This window comes from Pseudomonas sp. Z1-12 (assembly GCF_051132015.1).
GTDB classification, from domain to species: domain Bacteria; phylum Pseudomonadota; class Gammaproteobacteria; order Pseudomonadales; family Pseudomonadaceae; genus Aquipseudomonas; species Aquipseudomonas zanjanensis.
In genome coordinates this window covers 4421435-4436452 of the sequence record NZ_CP071647.1, presented here as the reverse complement: position 1 = coordinate 4436452, position 15018 = coordinate 4421435, and the positions used below count along the sequence as shown (strand labels likewise).

Here is a 15018-nt window from a genome sequence, read left to right as displayed (position 1 = left end):
GAGAATCGCGATGAATCCTGTAGCACCGAAAATAAGAATGGGCTTCGTCGGCGGTGGAGAGGGCGCGTTCATCGGCCAGGCCCATCGTCAGGCGGCGGGCCTGGATGGCGGTTTCGAGCTGGTGTGCGGCGCGTTCAGCCGCGACCCTCACAACACCCGGCAAACCGGCGCGGCCCTGGGCCTGACGGCGTCGCGTTGCTACCACGACTGGCAGCAGATGCTCGACACCGAAGCGCTGCTGCCCCTCGACCAGCGCATGGAATTGCTGGTGATCGTCACGCCCAATCACCTTCACGCACCCATTGCCAGCCAGGCCTTGAAAGCCGGTTTCCATGTGTTCAGCGAGAAGCCCGCCGCCCTGGACCTCAAGGAGTTGCTCGCCCTCAAGCAAGTGCTGCAAGGCAGCCGTTGCCTCTACGGCCTGGCCCACACCTACCTGGGCTATCCCATGGTGTGGCAGGCCCGGGACATGGTGCGTTCGGGTGTGATCGGCGCGGTGCGCAAAGTGCTGGTCGAATACCCCCAAGGCTGGCTCAGCCAGGATGTCGCCGCCCAGGGCAACAAACAGGCCGAGTGGCGTGACGACCCTTCGCAGTCCGGCCTGGGCGGGTGCATCGGCGACATCGGCACCCATGCGTTTTCCCTGGCCGAGTTCGTCGCCGACCAGCCGATCCAGCAGCTGTGCGCGGCGTTGGGCACCCATGTCCCGGGCCGGCAGTTGGACGACGACGCGGCGATGCTGTTCAAGATGGCGGGCGGTGCCAGCGGTGTGTTGATCGCCAGCCAAGTCTGCACCGGCGAAGAGAACCCGCTGAAGATTCGCGTCTACGGCGACAAGGGCGCCTTGGAGTGGCGCCAGGAAGAACCGGCGAGCCTGATCCATCGCGCCTTCGACCAACCCTTGCGCATCCTGCGCAGCGGTGTCGGCCAGCCGTGGCTGTGCGAGGCGGCTCAACGTCGCATGCGTCTGCCGGCCGGGCATCCCGAGGGCTACCTGGAAGCCATGGCCAACCTCTATGGCGATTTCGCCCAGGCCATTCGCAGCCATGCCGAAGGCCCTGACGCCCCAGGCGTACCCGGCATCGAGACCGGTTTGCGGGGCATGGCGTTCATCGAGGCCGCGATCCTCAACCACCGTGGCGAGGCGAAATGGACCACCGTGCAAACTGGAGCATCCTTGCTGTGAATACCCCCGACCCAACACCGAGCGGCCTGCGCGGCCCCGGGATTTTCCTGGCGCAGTTCATGTCCGCCGAGGCGCCGTTCGACACCCTGGCCAACATTGCCCAGTGGGCCGCTTCGCAAGGCTACAAAGCCATTCAAGTGCCGACCTCGGGCACGCAATACATCGATCTGGCCCGGGCCGCCGAGAGCCAGGACTATTGCGATGAACTCAAGGCCACCTGTGCCGAGGCCGGTGTGGAGATCAGCGAGTTATCGACGCACCTGCAAGGCCAGTTGGTGGCGGTGCACCCGGCGTTCGACGCGCTGTTCGATGACTTCGCCCCGGCCCATGTGCGTGGCCAGCCCCAAGCGCGGACCGAGTGGGCGATCGAGCAACTCAAGCTGGCCGCCCGCGCCAGCCAGCGTCTCGGGCTGAAGGCCCATGCGACGTTTTCCGGTGCGCTGTTGTGGCCGTATGTCTATCCGTGGCCGCAACGCCCGGCGGGTTTGGTGGAGCAGGGTTTTGCCGAACTGGCCCGGCGCTGGTTGCCGATTCTCGATTGCTTCGACGCGGCGGGGGTGGACCTGTGCTACGAAATCCACCCCGGCGAAGACCTCCACGACGGGGCCTCGTTCGAGCGCTTCCTGGAGGCGGTGGATCATCACCCACGGGCGGCGATTCTCTACGACCCCAGCCATCTGCTGCTGCAACAGATGGATTACCTGGGCTTCATCGATCGCTACCACGAACGCATCCGCATGTTTCACGTCAAGGACGCCGAATTTCGCCCCGATGCCCGTTCCGGCGTGTACGGCGGCTACCAGGGCTGGGTCGATCGCCCCGGGCGGTTCCGTTCATTGGGTGACGGCCAGATCGACTTCAAATCGATCTTCAGCAAGCTGACCCAATACGACTTCAGCGGTTGGGCGGTCCTGGAATGGGAATGTTGCCTGAAGGATTCGCAACAGGGGGCTGCTGAAGGGGCAGCGTTCATCCAGCGGCACATGATCAGCAAGACCGGCAAGGCGTTCGATGATTTCGCCAGCGTCACGGCGGATGAGGACTCCAATCGGCGGTTGTTGGGTTTGTCCCCAATACCAAAAGCGTAACTCCTGTGGCGAGGGAGCTTGCTCCCGCTGGGCTGCGCAGCAGCCCCAAATAGGCTGGCGCGGTTTTCCAGAAACACCGCGCCAGTGGATTTTACGACTGCCGCGCAGCCGAGCGGGAGCAAGCTCCCTCGCCACAAAAGCAGGCCACAAAAGCAGGCCATAAAAAGCAGGCCACAAAAGCAGGTTACAGAAGCAGGTTACAGAAGCAGGCCACAAGCGCTGTGCAAGCTTTTCATTTTCACAAGAACAACAATAAAACGGTGACTGTCATGACCACGATGAATGCACGCCTGAGCGTGATGATGTTCCTGCAATTCTTTATCTGGGGCGGCTGGTTCGTCACCCTCGGCACCTTTCTCTCCAGCACCCTGGGCGCCAGCGGTGGGCAGATCGGCATGGCCTTCTCCACGCAATCGTGGGGGGCGATCATTGCGCCGTTCGTCATTGGCCTGATCGCCGACCGCTTCTTCAACGCCGAACGGATCCTGGCGGTGCTGCACCTGCTCGGTGCGGTGTTGCTGTATCAGCTGTATTCGGCGGCGGATTTCAGCGTGTTCTATCCGTACGTGCTGGTGTACATGGTGGTCTACATGCCAACGCTGGCCCTGGTCAATTCCGTGGCGTTCCGGCAGATGCGCGACCCGGCGCTGGAGTTCTCTCGCATCCGGGTGTGGGGCACCATTGGCTGGATCGTCGCCGGCGTGGTGATCAGCTTCGTGTTCGCCTGGGATTCGCGCGAAGCGATCGCGGCTGGCGGCTTGCGCAATACGTTCCTGATGGCCGCCATCGCGTCCCTGGTCCTCGGGCTCTACAGCTTCACGCTGCCGGCCACGGCACCGCTCAAGGAACAGGCCAGCGCTGGCGGCGTCAAGCAACTGCTGGGGCTGGATGCGTTGGGGCTGTTGAAGGATCGCAGTTACCTGGTGTTTTTCATCGCCTCGATCCTGATCTGCATTCCCTTGGCGTTCTATTACCAGAATGCCAACCCGTTCCTGGCCGAAACCGGCATGACCAACCCCACGGCGAAGATGGCCATCGGGCAGGTCTCGGAAGTGTTGTTCATGCTGCTGTTGCCGCTGTTCATCCAGCGCTTCGGCATCAAGTTGGCGCTGCTGGTGGGCATGCTGGCGTGGGCGTTGCGCTACGTATTGTTTGCCTACGGCAATAACGGCGACCTGGCGTTCATGCTGTTCACCGGCATTGCCCTGCACGGCATCTGCTACGACTTCTTTTTTGTCTCGGGGCAGATCTACACCGACGCCAAGGCACCGGAGCGCTTCCGCAGCTCGGCCCAGGGCCTGATTACCTTGGCGACCTATGGTGTGGGGATGCTGATCGGTTTCTGGGTGGCGGGGCAGGTAACCGATCACTTTGTCGTGGCCGGTGGGCATGACTGGCAGAGCATCTGGCTGTTCCCGGCCGGTTTCGCGCTGCTGGTGTTGGTCGGCTTTGTGTTTACCTTCCGTGGCCAGCAGGCAATCGCTGCGCCATCAAAGGCCTGAAACGGGGCTGGGCGCCAGTCATTTGTGACTGGCGCTCAGTTTGGTGTAGGTCACTTTCCCGCCTTCATTGGAATAGCCCTTGTTATCCAAGGTGTAGACGCCGGCCTTGAAATAGAAGTTGTAGCCTTGCCAGGACTTGTCCAACTTCACCTGTTTACCGCTCTTGCCGATCAGCACCGAGAGCTGGCCTTGCTTGTCCATTTGCAACGTATACGAGAAGGATTTGTTCAACGGCACCTTGGGCACGGTGTAGATCACCGGGCTTTTCTTGTCCTTGGGCTTGAACCGGTATTCCACGTCGATATTGCCGATGCCCTTTTCGTAGCGGTACACCAGTTTCAACAAGGGCGTCGGCGCATCCTTGGCGTGAATCTGCGCCACCACCACACGGCCTTCGGAAGGCACCTGGTTCACCGACAGCTCGCCCTTGAGGGTGTTGATGCCGCTGTTGTAGCGCCAGTTGAGGTGTTTCCCGTCCCGGCTGGTTTCCCGCAGTTCGGAACGCGGGTATTTGCTGTTACCGGTATGGGAGCCGGTCACGGGCGCCCAGAAGATGATCCTCTGGCCGTTATTGTCGAAGTACTTGTTCTTCAAGGTCGGCATGGCTTTGGTCGCCACGACCTGCGCCGGCGTTTGCACCGGCAGGGTTACGCTCCAGACAGTCACGTCAATCATATGAAATCCTCCAACGGGAGCGGCCGTTATCTGGCGGCCGTCAAGACAAAGAACGGCCTTCCGTGGCGTAGTTTTCATGTTATCGACGAGGGTCTGTTTCGCTGGAGGCGCATCTGACGGATGGCTCTGCGATGAGCTTTTCAGGCACTGAATTGGGCGGATTTTGGTGTATCAATTTATTGCTGATGGGGTAGAGTACGCGCCGCCCGAGAGACGGATCCCGGGCGTCTTCCCATGGAGCGTCAAATGAATCACATCAGTAAAGTTGTAGCTTGCGCACTGTTCGGCCTGGCCCTGGCGGGTTGCACCGGCACCCCGATGAAAACCCAGCAATACGACAGCACCCAATACACCGTTGTCGGCCACAGTGAAGCCAAGGCCACCGGCCTGCTGCTGTTCGGTCTGATCCCGATCCAGCAGAACAACCGTTTCGTGCGCGCCCAGAACGCCGCGATCAAGGCCAAGGGCGGCGACGCCATGATCAACACCCAAGTCCAGGAAAACTGGTTCTGGGCCTGGGTCCTGACCGGCTACACCACCTCGGTGTCCGGTGATGTGGTCAAGCTGAAAAGCGTTCAGTAAACGTGCATTCAAGGTAGGTGCGCCTATCTGATTTGAAGGCGTTCACCCGTGGCGAGGGAGCTTGCTCCCGCTGGGGCGCGCAGCGGCCCCGTTTTTTTGCGGTCGCTGCGCAACCGAGCGGGAGCAAGCTCCCTCGCCACAACAGCCCGATCATGCCCGATCCTCTGTCAGCGTCCGCCCACCACCATATGCGTGAACGGCTCGACATACGCCTGCAACGTCACCAGCCCGCCCACCAGGATCGCCAAGACCACCGAGTGGAAAAACACGTAGCGCAGGATTTCGCCTTCGTGGCCGTACCAACGGGTCGCGGTGGAGGCGACCACGATCGACTGGGCGTCGACCATTTTGCCCATCACCCCACCAGAACTGTTGGCCGCGGCCATCAGCACCGGGCTGATGCCCAACTGTTCCGCCGTCACCCGTTGCAAACCGCCGAACAACACGTTGGATGCCGTGTCCGAACCGGTCAGCGCCACGCCGAGCCAGCCCAGCAGGGTGCCGAACATCGGATAGAAAATTCCCGTGGCGGCGAAAGCCAGGCCCATGGTCGCGTCCAGGCCTGAATAACGCGTGAGGAACCCCAGCGCCAGCATCGCCACGATGGTGATCAGCGAGTAGCGCACCACCCACAGCGTGCGCAGGTAGTGGCGCGCCAGTTGCGGGATGGAGTAGCCCATCAGCAAGCCACCGAGAATCGCCGCCAGGAAGATGCCGCTGCCCGTGGCGGTGAACCAGTTGAACTTGTAGACCGCTTCCTCGGTTTTCGGCTGCGGGACCACGGGCGGGACTTTTTCGATCTGCTGGTGGATGGTGCCGAAGGTCACCAGTGGCGAGAAGATCGGGTTGGCCTCGCGCATCGGCTTGCCTTGGGGGTCGAGCTTGGCCGATTGGGTTTGCGGGTCCAGTGCCGGGCGGGTGTCGAACAGATTCTTGAAGCCCTGGGTGCCCCAGGCGAAGACGAATACCGTGAGGATGATCCAGGGCATCCAGGCACGCAGCACGGCGGGGCGATTGTCACTGCCGAAAGCGCCGGTGGTGACCGGTTGCTGCTGCTCGCTCGCCTCGATCTTCGAATCATCGTGGCGCCCCGTCAACGCCGCGGACGTATGCACCGTGGCCGGTTTCCAGACCTTGAGGAAACCGGTGAGGCAGGCCATTGAAATCAACGCGGCGATGACATCCACCAGCATCGGCCCGTGGTAGTTGGACACCAGGAACTGCGGGATGGCGAAGCTGACGCCGGCCACCAGGATCGCCGGCCAGACCTCCAGCATCTTGCGCCACCCGGCGAAGGCCCAGATCAACCAGAACGGCACCAGCACCGAGAAAAACGGCAACTGCCGACCGACCATCATCGACAATTCCATTTCATCCAGCCCGGTGACTTTGGCCAGGGTGATGATGGGCGTGCCGAGGGCGCCGAACGCCACCGGCGCGGTGTTGGCGATCAGTGCCAGGCCCGAGGCGGCCAAGGGAGAAAACCCCAGCCCGATCAGGATCGCACCGGTCACCGCCACCGGCGTGCCGAAGCCCGCCGCGCCTTCGAAGAACGCGCCAAAACAAAAGGCGATCAGCAGCAGTTGCAGGCGCCGGTCGTCGGTGATGCGCGCGAGGGAGTCCTGCAGGACCTTGAACGAGCCGTTTTCGGTGGTCAGCCGGTGCAGGAAAATGATGTTGAGGACAATCCAGCCGATGGGCAGCAGGCCGTTGGCCGCGCCATACAACGCCGCCGAACCGGCCATGTCGGCCGGCATGCCGAAGGCGAAGATCGCGATCAGCAAGGCCGAGGCCAGGGCGTACAACGCCGCCAGGTGCGCCTTGACATGAAAGAACGCCAGGGACGCCAGCATCACCACCACCGGAACCGCCGCCAGGAGCGTCGACAGCACCGCATTACCGAAGGGATCGTAGACTTGTTGCCAGACCATGTTCCACCTCTGCTTTTTATTGTTGGAAGTGCAGGCCCCGGGGGGATTGGCAGAGAAGTATAGGCGGGGATTTGTTAAGCGATTGCCAGGCAACCCCCTGTGGCGAGGGAGCTTGCTCCCGCTGGGTGGCGAAGCCGCCCCAAGATTTCTGCATTGAGCAAAAAACTTGGGCCTGCTTCGCAGTCCAGCGGGAGCAAGCTCCCTCGCCACAAAAGCGGGTTCGCGCTGGCCTCTGGGCGCTGTTCCTCAGAGGCCAGTTTCAAGGGGTGGATCGGCTAGCGTGCTTCGACGTTATCCAATGCTCGGTTCGCCAGCATTGCGCTCAGTTCGATCAATTGCTGGATACCCAGGGCAATGTGGCGCCTTGAGCCTTTCAGGTCGAAGGCCAGGTCACTGACCATGGCATTGGCCGAGGCCAGGTTTTCGCTGAGGTTGGCGAGCAGGGTTTCGGTGTCGATGCCGGGGGCAACGGTGAACAGCTGGCCGGGATCGGCTTCGGGTTTGCTGGGTTTGGGCTTGAGGTAGGAGTCGAGGATGCGGTCGGCGGCTTTGTCGAACGCTTTTGAATTGGATGGATCTGTATCCGGTGGGTTCGGCGTTACTTTGAACATAGTCGAGGCTCATGTGGAAGTTTGACGGAGCCATCACCCTCGCTACCAAACGAAGGGTGGCGGCCATACGCAGGTTGGTAGACCGGTCCACATGAACACCGGCGCGCCCGAGGGCGCCCTACGCATGGCCACCATTGAATGCAAATGCTGAAACGCGCCTGCAAAAAAGTGAGCCGTGCGTCATGTAGAGGCCGGGCTACCAAACCCGATCGCTGATTTATCAGCGACGGGGAAACGATAAAGCCCGGCCCACAGGCGCACAAGCCGGCGGATTCTGGCGTAGTTGTAGGTAACGGCGCAAGACAACGTAGCCCGAACCCGAACGTTCCTACATCTGAATAAACGCAGGCTTGTTTGGAGCGGAAATAAGGCCAGCAACACAACCCTTGTGGCGAGGGAGCTTGCTCCCGCTGGGTGGCGAAGCCGCCCCAAGATTTCTGCATTGAGCAAAAAAACTGGGCCTGCTGCGCAGTCCAGCGGGAGCAAGCTCCCTCGCCACAAAAGCAGTGCAGCGCTACAACGGTGGAGTGCGTCCGCTTAACCCTTCGCCGCCATCGCCGTCACTTCCACCTTCATCCCCTCGACCGCCAACGATGCCACGCCCACGGCGGCGCGAACCGGCCAGGGTTTGGCGAAGAAGCGTTTGTAGACCTCGTTGAACGCGGCGCGATCGGCCATGTCGGTCAGGTAGATGGTCAGGTGCAACACCCGGTCCATGGAACTGCCGGCACCCTCCAAGGCGGTCTTGAGGGCTTGCAGTGTGCATTCGCTCTGCAGCGTGATGTCGCCCAGTTCCAGGCTGCCGTCGGCGCGGGTGGGGATTTGCGTGGAAACCAGCAGGCCGCCGAAGCCGGCGACGTCGGAGGAAATCGAATCGGCATCCGGATCTGGAATAAACGTGATGTCTGGGTTGCTCATGCAAGGCCTCATGCAGGAAAGAAAAAGGACCGCCGCAGTTTACCGTCCATTGCCGCGCCGTTCCTGCATTCCTTTAGCCGTGCGTTTCCAGGCCACGGTTTTGCACCAGCGCCTGGATGTAGGCCTCCAGCGTCGTGGTGCCGTGCAGGGCCGCGTCGTCGCCCACCTCGAAGCCGCTGTCGAGGCTGACGGCGCTCATGCGCGCATAGGATTGCGCCGCAGCGGGGCTGAAGCCGAGGCTCCGGAAATGGCTTTCCCATTGGTCCCTGGGTATCACCTGTACCGCGACCGGCCGGCCGAGCGCCTGGGAAAACGCCTGTGCCACATCATTGGGCGAATACAGGCGAGGCCCTTGCACATGACGCACGCCAACGTCGTCAATCGGCGAAAGCAAGCGCGCGGCGGCGACCTCGCCCAAGTCCCGGGGCGCCACCATGGGAAACGCCAGGTCGGCGGGGAACAGCGTGGGCAGCTTGCCGGTCTCGCGGACGGTGTCGAGCAGGTTGTCCCAGTTACTCATGTAGTAAGCCCCGCGATTGATCGCCGCCGGGATCGACTGGTTGCGCACGCCTTCTTCCAATTCCCACAAGACGCTGAGATCGCCGATGCGCTCACCGGGCTGGGCGCCGGCGGTGGATTGCACGACGATTTTCTCCAGGCCCGAGCCGTCGAGGGCCGCGAGGATGTTGGCGACCGTGCGCCGTTCCACCGCGTCGGTATCGGTACTGGGCGCGGCGGGCGGGTTGAGAATGAACGCCCTGCGCCCGAGCCGAAAGGCGGCACGCAATGACTCGACATTTTCAGCATCGGCTTCGACGATTTGAGCGCCCCTGGCGTGCCATTCAGCGGCGTGGCTGGCATTGCGGGTCATGACCATCACGGCATGCCCTGGCGCCAGCAGGGCCCGGGCCGTGGCCGATCCAACGTGGCCCGTGGCGCCCATGATCACGTACATGGCTTCATCTCCTGGAATCAAAGGCCGCCCTGGGCCGGACGTTGGCTGGTTTGCGCCGGTTCAAGGGGCGGTTGCGTGCCGTTCAGGCGTGCGACCAGTTGTTGTGCCTGTTCCCATCCCAGATCGGGCTCCAGCCAGTCGAGAGCGTCGTCGGCGCTGAAGGCCAGGACTCGTTGTTGCTGGTTGGCGATGTCGCCATAGGTCACCAGGGCCAAGCCGTCACAACCAAACGAGGTCTCGCTGGCCTGGGCCAGGGCGGCCAGGAAAATCGGCGCCGATTGCCGAGCGGTCAGGTAGGCGAGGCGTGGCGCCTGGGAGGGCGAGGCGGGTGCTTGCGACTCATACCAGCCCTCCACGGCGACCAGCACGCGGCCTTCATGCTTGATGGGATCGAAGACCTTGGAACGCATGACCAGGTGCAAGGGCAGGTGCGTCAGCGGGGGCATGGTGCCCACCGACCAGATCGGCGACCAGCCCCAGCGAACCTTGATGCATTCCAAGTGCCCGCCGCGACGACGAATGGCGCTGACCTGCATGTTGGGCTTGACCAGGCTGTGCCGCTCCTGGGCCTTGGGCGGCGTTGTCTCGTACAGGTCCAGGGGCGTGACGGATGTACCGAAACGGCTGCCGGAGGTGTCTCGCTGGGCGAAATACGCCAGGGAATCTTTTGAAGAAACGTGTTGAACCAGACCGTCACACATAACGAAAACTCCGGCAGTGAAACGCAAAGAAGCCTTGATGTACCCGCCGTTCAAACCGTGGTTGCCGTGGCTTTCAGCGGTGTCATGTAGGTCCGAACCCGTGGCGAAATGCTTGGTTCGAAAATCCTCGCGGCGGGGAGACGAGCGGGCAATTGGGGTGGATGCACTGACGCCATCGCGAGCAAGCTCGCTCCCACAGGGATTTGCGGTGGGATCATAAATTTCAGCTACACCGCCGCCCTCTGTGGGAGCGAGCTTGCTCGCGATGGCGGCGGGCAGCCAGGGCTTGCCCTGGCGCGGGCATTGGAAAAATACTAGAAGGTCTTCAGAAACGAGCCAAGCTCCAATGACTGCACTTGCACCGACTGACATTTCCTTGCAAATCGACCGTGCTCGCGTGGTGTTGGAGCGCCATTTGGGCGAGGCTGTGAAAGCCATCTACTTGTTCGGCTCGGCGGTGGACGGTGGGCTTAAACCCAAAAGCGACATCGATTTGTTGGTGATCGTTGACCAACCGTTGGCCGAAACCGTGCGTCGTGGGTTGCTGATGGACTTGCTGTCGGTTTCGGCCTGGCCAGCCACTGAGTCGCTTCGGCCGCTGGAAGTGACCGTGGTCGCCCAGGGTTCGCTCCGGCCTTGGCGTTATCCGCCGGTGCGCGAGTTGCAGTTTGGCGAATGGCTGCGCGAGGATTTGCAGGCCGCTCAGGTCGAGCCGGCCATTGAAGATCACGACCTCCCCATATTGCTGACCAAGGTCCGGCAGCATAGCCGTCACTTGGCCGGCGCGCCCGCTACCGAACTTATCGACCCGGTGCCCGAGGCGGATCTGGCAAGGGCGCTGTATGACACCACCACCCAATGGAACGAAGACGCTGACTGGGAGGACGAGCAATGCAATGTGGTGCTGGCCCTCGCGCGGATCTGGCTGACGCTCGCCACCGGAACCATCTCGCCCAAGGATGTGGCGGCGGCCTGGCTCATGGAGCGTCTGCCAGCCGCCCATCGCCCTTTGCTCGCCCTGGCGCGGGCGTCCTATCTTGGGCTGGCCGAGGACACTCTGGCTGCCCGGCCCCGACAAGTGGCCGCGTTTGTGAGTTATGCCCGGGCAGAGATCGACAACCTCTACGGGTTAGCGTGCCAAAGGTAGCTTTGGGAGAACGCTCAAGGCGAGTGAGCCGTCCGTCCCCGCGCCAATGCTCGCCTGGAAAACCAACCTCTCGCCATCCTCCGGTATCAACAACCGGCTTGCGACACCGGCCAGTGCGGCGGCGTCGGCCAAGGCCTTTCGGGTCGTCGGGCAATGGCTGATCGCTTCCAGGTGATTGGCCACCACGGTCCCACGGCTCAGACGGATGAATTCCAGCGTCTCGTCGATGCCCATGATGATGTCGCCGCCGATATCGAACCGTGCCCCGCCTGCCGGCACCACGCTGACCTGCGGCTGGTGGCGCAAGACGAATTCGCGCACGGTGGGGGTGAGCACGGTGTCGCCGGTGAGGTAGACACTCGGTTCGCCGGGCAACTCGATCAGGTAGCCGACGCCGTGTTCCATCAACTTGCCCACCAGGCCCAGCCCATGGGTGCATCTCACGGAGCGAATGGTGCCGCCGAGGAAGGGGTTGGGTTGGTCATGTGCCTGGGCAAGTGGCTGGACGTTCAAGCCACGCTTGACCAGGTACGGGGCGTCATGGGGTGTGCAGATGACCGGGATCTGTCTTTCCCTCAGCCAGCGCTTGGCCGCGCGGTCCAGATGGTCGAAATGGCCTTTCTGGCAATGGGTGATCAGGCAGTGCGTGACCGTCTCCAAGTCCTTCGCTGTTGACGCCGGAAGCGCCACCAGCGGATTGCGCTGGTTGGCACCAAACAGTCGAAGCGGTGGCAGCGTGCCCTTGTCTGCCAGCATCGGGTCGACGAGCACGCGATACGGGCCGAATTCGAGAAGGATCGTGGCGTTACGGATCTGCTGGATGTTCATGAGGCGTTCCTGTTGAGCGAGCGCTTCATGGTGCCGATCCGGCCCGGTGTGCATAATGGCCGGATCTGACATCTTTGATTCGTTTCATGCCATGACCCAGAAACTCCGAATCGGTCTGCTCCTGTTTCCCGGCTGCATGCCCGCCGGCCTGTTCGCCTTTGCCGACCTGCTGCACGCCGCCAACCGCAGGCGAGGGCGGGCGCTGTTCGAGGCACGCTACATCGCGTTGCAGGCCGGGCCGGTGCTGTGCGCCCATGGCGTGACCCTGCACGCGGAAGCGGCCCTGGACAACGCCGGGCTGGATGCGGTCCTGGTTCCCGGTTTCTGGGCCGAATCGGCCGAGCAGGTGAATGCCGTCCTGACCGAGCAAACAGCCCTTTTGAGCGCTTTGTCGAAGCAAGCCCGAGCACTGCAGCTCTGGTCCTATTGCACCGGCGTCTGCCTGCTGGCCGCCAGCGGTCGATTGGACGGGCAGGGCGCGACGGTGACCTGGTGGCTGGCGCAAGCGATGCAGCAGCAGTATCGAAAAGTCCTTTGGCAAAGCGAGCAGAACTGCGTGTTCAACGCGCGCACGGCGACCGCGTCCGGGGTGAACGGCTACCTGCCCATCGCCGAACAACTCATCGAGCGCAGCGTCAGCAGTGATGTGCTGCGCGACATTACCCGGCTCATGGTGCTACCGCGCCCGGCTATTCCCCATGCGGCGTTCCAGGGCAGCACGCTGATCGAGCAACCCAGCGGATGGCTGCGGCAGTTGCATGGATTGATCGAGCAGATGCCGGCCGAGGGGATCACCGTGCAGGCCCTGGCAAGCGCGCTGGCGGTGTCCGAGCGCACCTTGGCGCGCAAGGTCAACCGTGAAACGGGGCAGGCCGTCGCGGCCTACGCCCGGCGCATCAAGTTGAACCAGGTCAGCGAGCGCCTGACGTTGACCTCGCTGCCCCTGGCCAGCATCGGCGCCGAGCTGGGTTTCAGCAGCAGCTCCAACTTGCAGCGCATGTTCAAGGCGCTGACCGGGCTGACGCCGATGGCATACCGGCGCAAGTTCGGGCGTGTGTGACGCCGGTCAACTCGGCGTCTTGTCGGTTTCGTTGCGATGGTGTTCCGGCCAGTTGTCCACGGGGTGGGCACGGTCTTCGTTGAACATCTCCGTGAGCAGCGCATTGGCGCGGCGGTAGGCGTCATGCCGGAACTTGAGGTCGTCTTCCGGCTGGGCGACGATTTCTTCCAGCATCTTGAGGTTCAATCGGCGGAACTGATCCGCTCGCTCACGCGCTTCGTAAGCCCCGACGCCCATGCGCTCCAGCGCACTGCGACCCAAGGACAGCGCGCTCTCGAAGGTCTCCCGTTCGGCCGCCTCCACGCCCATCTGCCGCAGGATGATGAGGTGGCCCATGTCCCGCGCCCGTACGATCAACTGCAACGCCGGGAAGTGCTCCTGGGCCAGGCGGGTCAGCGTCAGGTTGTCTTCCTGGTTGTCGATGGCGTTGATCAAGACCATCGCTTGGGCGGCGCCGGCCGCATGCAATAAGTCGAGGCGCGTGGCATCGCCATAAAAGACTTTCACGCCGAATTTGCGCAGTGTCTCGATGTTGTCAGGGTCGTGATCCAGTACCACCACGTCGACACCGCAGGACATCAGCAGGCGTCCGGCGATCTGCCCGAAGCGGCCGAAGCCGGCGATGATCACGCGGGGATTCTGCTGGTCGACGAGGTCGGATTCGCGCTTGTTTTTCTGGGTGACGGACTCGAAGCGATCCAGCAGCAGGATCAGCAGAGGCGTCAGGCACATGGACAACGCCACCGCCAGGGTCAGGCTCTTGCCCCATTGGTCGGTCAGGATCCCGGCCAGTGTTGCGGCACCGAACACCACGAAGGCGAATTCGCTGCCCTGGCCCAGCAACACCGCTTGCCAGGAACGCTGGCCGGCAGGGACATTCAAGAAGCGGCTGATGGTCTTGATCACCAGCAACTTGATCAGGATGAAACCCAGGGTCAGGGTGATGACTTTCAGCGGTTCGTTGATCAACGTGCCGAAATCGATCGACATGCCGACACCGATGAAAAACAGACCCAGCAGCAGGCCCTTGAACGGCTCGATGTCGCTCTCCAGGGCGTGGCGGTATTCGGAACTTGCCAGCAGCACGCCGGCGAGGAATGCGCCCATGGCCATCGACAAGCCGGCTTCCTCCAGCAGGAAGCCGAAGCCGAACACCAGGAAAAGTGCGACGGCACTGAAAATCTCGCGCAAGCCTGAGCGTGCGGCGAAGCGCAGCAGCGGTCGTGTCACGTAGCGCCCCAGCAGCACGACGATGGCGATGGCGGCGACGATTTTGCCAATCGATAGCAACAGTGCGGTGCCCGATGGCGTGTCGCCGTGGGCCGACAACAACGGAATCATCGCTACCAGGGGAATGGCGGCGATGTCCTGGAACAGCAGCACGGCAAAACTGCTGCGGCCGACGGCGGTGGCGGTCAGGTTGCGTTCGCTCATGGCCTGCATGGCGATGGCCGTGGAGGACAGGCTCAGGGTCAGGCCGACCAGCAGCGCTGCCGTCCAGTTCAGGCCCAGGGCCGCGCAGAACGTTGCGATCGCGCCGCCGCAGGCGAGCATCTGCAAGGCGCCGCCGCCGAAGACCATCCGGCGCAGGGCCCAGAGCCGCTTGGGATCGAGTTCGAGGCCGATGATGAACAGCATCAGCACCACGCCGATTTCAGCGAACTCCAAGATCGCCTTTACATCGGTAATCAGCTTCAGCCCCCACGGGCCGATGATGCACCCGGCCAGCAGGTAACCCAGCACCGGGCCCAGGCCAAACCGAACGGCAATCGGTACGATCAGCGTCGCCGAGGCCAGGTAGATCAGCATTTCAATCAGGCTGTGCGTCTCCATC

General features: G+C 62.6%; 14 protein-coding genes. 6 read left to right on the top strand and 8 right to left on the bottom strand.

The window, feature by feature from the left end:
- The first annotated feature begins 10 nt into the window (after nucleotides 1–10).
- The 3 genes from J3P85_RS18875 (at nucleotide 11) to J3P85_RS18865 (ending at nucleotide 3776) form a co-directional block, all read left to right on the top strand.
- On the top strand, nucleotides 11–1186 hold the full coding sequence (locus tag J3P85_RS18875) for a Gfo/Idh/MocA family protein (protein ID WP_434702942.1): 1176 nt from the start codon (nucleotides 11–13) through the stop codon (nucleotides 1184–1186).
- Entirely contained in the window at nucleotides 1183–2274 is a 1092-nt protein-coding gene (locus J3P85_RS18870) for a sugar phosphate isomerase/epimerase family protein (protein ID WP_434702941.1), read from the top strand. The genes J3P85_RS18875 and J3P85_RS18870 overlap by 4 nt, the downstream gene beginning before the upstream one ends.
- A gap of 269 nt (nucleotides 2275–2543) precedes the next feature.
- Nucleotides 2544–3776 carry a nucleoside permease gene (locus J3P85_RS18865; RefSeq protein ID WP_434702940.1) on the top strand — a complete coding sequence of 411 codons (1233 nt, stop codon included), beginning with the start codon at nucleotides 2544–2546 and terminating at the stop codon, nucleotides 3774–3776.
- Nucleotides 3777–3794: 18 nt separating this feature from the next.
- Here the strand turns inward: J3P85_RS18865 and J3P85_RS18860 are convergent, their stop codons facing one another.
- Nucleotides 3795–4451 (bottom strand): polysaccharide lyase family 7 protein, encoded by a 657-nt coding sequence (locus J3P85_RS18860; protein WP_186730905.1) that lies wholly within the window; start codon nucleotides 4449–4451, stop codon nucleotides 3795–3797.
- A gap of 246 nt (nucleotides 4452–4697) precedes the next feature.
- Here J3P85_RS18860 and J3P85_RS18855 point away from each other — a divergent pair, with 246 nt between their 5' ends.
- Nucleotides 4698–5033 (top strand): hypothetical protein, encoded by a 336-nt coding sequence (locus tag J3P85_RS18855; protein WP_434702939.1) that lies wholly within the window; start codon nucleotides 4698–4700, stop codon nucleotides 5031–5033.
- A 167-nt stretch (nucleotides 5034–5200) separates the two neighbouring features.
- On the opposite strand, the gene J3P85_RS18850 is transcribed toward J3P85_RS18855, so the two are convergent.
- The 5 genes from J3P85_RS18850 to J3P85_RS18830 form a co-directional block, all read right to left on the bottom strand.
- Complete coding sequence (locus tag J3P85_RS18850; RefSeq protein WP_434702938.1) at nucleotides 5201–6964, bottom strand: L-lactate permease; 1764 nt, start codon at nucleotides 6962–6964, stop codon at nucleotides 5201–5203.
- Nucleotides 6965–7239: 275 nt separating this feature from the next.
- On the bottom strand, nucleotides 7240–7575 hold the full coding sequence (locus J3P85_RS18845) for a DUF6124 family protein (protein ID WP_250964480.1): 336 nt from the start codon (nucleotides 7573–7575) through the stop codon (nucleotides 7240–7242).
- Between the two features lie 537 nt (nucleotides 7576–8112).
- Entirely contained in the window at nucleotides 8113–8493 is a 381-nt protein-coding gene (locus J3P85_RS18840) for a RidA family protein (RefSeq protein ID WP_186729661.1), read from the bottom strand.
- 73 nt (nucleotides 8494–8566) lie between these two features.
- Complete coding sequence (locus tag J3P85_RS18835) at nucleotides 8567–9448, bottom strand: NmrA family NAD(P)-binding protein (protein WP_434702937.1); 882 nt, start codon at nucleotides 9446–9448, stop codon at nucleotides 8567–8569.
- Between the two features lie 17 nt (nucleotides 9449–9465).
- On the bottom strand, nucleotides 9466–10149 hold the full coding sequence (locus J3P85_RS18830; protein WP_434575219.1) for an SOS response-associated peptidase family protein: 684 nt from the start codon (nucleotides 10147–10149) through the stop codon (nucleotides 9466–9468).
- A 346-nt stretch (nucleotides 10150–10495) separates the two neighbouring features.
- Between J3P85_RS18830 and J3P85_RS18825 the strand changes: the two genes are divergently transcribed.
- A complete protein-coding gene (locus J3P85_RS18825; protein ID WP_434702936.1) occupies nucleotides 10496–11296 on the top strand; it encodes an aminoglycoside adenylyltransferase family protein in 801 nt (266 codons plus the stop codon).
- On the opposite strand, the gene J3P85_RS18820 is transcribed toward J3P85_RS18825, so the two are convergent.
- Nucleotides 11279–12124 (bottom strand): MBL fold metallo-hydrolase, encoded by an 846-nt coding sequence (locus tag J3P85_RS18820; RefSeq protein WP_434702935.1) that lies wholly within the window; start codon nucleotides 12122–12124, stop codon nucleotides 11279–11281. The genes J3P85_RS18825 and J3P85_RS18820 overlap by 18 nt on opposite strands.
- A 55-nt stretch (nucleotides 12125–12179) precedes the next feature.
- Between J3P85_RS18820 and J3P85_RS18815 the strand changes: the two genes are divergently transcribed.
- Entirely contained in the window at nucleotides 12180–13184 is a 1005-nt protein-coding gene (locus tag J3P85_RS18815) for a GlxA family transcriptional regulator (protein ID WP_434702933.1), read from the top strand.
- Nucleotides 13185–13190: 6 nt separating this feature from the next.
- Here the strand turns inward: J3P85_RS18815 and kefC are convergent, their stop codons facing one another.
- A complete protein-coding gene (gene kefC, locus J3P85_RS18810; RefSeq protein WP_434702932.1) occupies nucleotides 13191–15017 on the bottom strand; it encodes a glutathione-regulated potassium-efflux system protein KefC in 1827 nt (608 codons plus the stop codon).
- Between the last annotated feature and the right edge of the window lies 1 nt (nucleotide 15018).

Coding starts and splice junctions, on each gene's coding strand:
- kefC (WP_434702932.1), bottom strand. CDS start 15,017: ATGGAGACGCACAGCCTGATTGAAATGCTGATCTACCTGGCCTCGGCG.
- J3P85_RS18845 (WP_250964480.1), bottom strand. CDS start 7,575: ATGTTCAAAGTAACGCCGAACCCACCGGATACAGATCCATCCAATTCA.
- J3P85_RS18855 (WP_434702939.1), top strand. CDS start 4,698: ATGAATCACATCAGTAAAGTTGTAGCTTGCGCACTGTTCGGCCTGGCC.
- J3P85_RS18835 (WP_434702937.1), bottom strand. CDS start 9,448: ATGTACGTGATCATGGGCGCCACGGGCCACGTTGGATCGGCCACGGCC.
- J3P85_RS18825 (WP_434702936.1), top strand. CDS start 10,496: ATGACTGCACTTGCACCGACTGACATTTCCTTGCAAATCGACCGTGCT.
- J3P85_RS18830 (WP_434575219.1), bottom strand. CDS start 10,149: ATGTGTGACGGTCTGGTTCAACACGTTTCTTCAAAAGATTCCCTGGCG.
- J3P85_RS18815 (WP_434702933.1), top strand. CDS start 12,180: ATGGCCGGATCTGACATCTTTGATTCGTTTCATGCCATGACCCAGAAA.
- J3P85_RS18875 (WP_434702942.1), top strand. CDS start 11: ATGAATCCTGTAGCACCGAAAATAAGAATGGGCTTCGTCGGCGGTGGA.
- J3P85_RS18865 (WP_434702940.1), top strand. CDS start 2,544: ATGACCACGATGAATGCACGCCTGAGCGTGATGATGTTCCTGCAATTC.
- J3P85_RS18840 (WP_186729661.1), bottom strand. CDS start 8,493: ATGAGCAACCCAGACATCACGTTTATTCCAGATCCGGATGCCGATTCG.
- J3P85_RS18850 (WP_434702938.1), bottom strand. CDS start 6,964: ATGGTCTGGCAACAAGTCTACGATCCCTTCGGTAATGCGGTGCTGTCG.
- J3P85_RS18820 (WP_434702935.1), bottom strand. CDS start 12,124: ATGAACATCCAGCAGATCCGTAACGCCACGATCCTTCTCGAATTCGGC.
- J3P85_RS18860 (WP_186730905.1), bottom strand. CDS start 4,451: ATGATTGACGTGACTGTCTGGAGCGTAACCCTGCCGGTGCAAACGCCG.